1 pseudogene is annotated in these 318 nt (G+C 64.8%); it reads right to left on the reverse strand.

Annotated elements, in window-relative coordinates:
* Positions 1-77: 77 nt before the first annotated feature.
* Positions 78-318: pseudogene (locus tag EN859_RS36555) on the reverse strand (adenylate/guanylate cyclase domain-containing protein); the annotation flags it as partial.

A 318-nucleotide genomic window follows, 5' to 3' on the forward strand; every position in this document is an offset into this window, starting at 1 on the left:
GGAAAAAATAGGGCAAAGGCCGGCGGCGGCGACGGCAGCAGCAGCAGATCGCCGCTCCTTTCCTTGGTATGCGACGGTCAGGAACCGGAGCCGAATTGTTGCTCCGCATAGCCGGCATTCGCTTCCACCGCCGTTCCCGCCCCCTGGGCGAGAAAGTCACCCGGTCTGCGCGCTATCCGGGCATAGAAGTCCTGCAGGCCTGCCGGCAAGCCCGCGGCCTTGGCTTTGGCCGCCGCTATGATCTTTCGGCTGCCCGGAGAGCGCGAATGCAGCGCCTCGAGGAGCTTGCCGTGGACAAGCCGCAATTCCGCAAAATCC

Source organism: Mesorhizobium sp. M00.F.Ca.ET.216.01.1.1, from assembly GCF_004010325.2.
Taxonomy (GTDB): Bacteria; Pseudomonadota; Alphaproteobacteria; order Rhizobiales; family Rhizobiaceae; genus Mesorhizobium.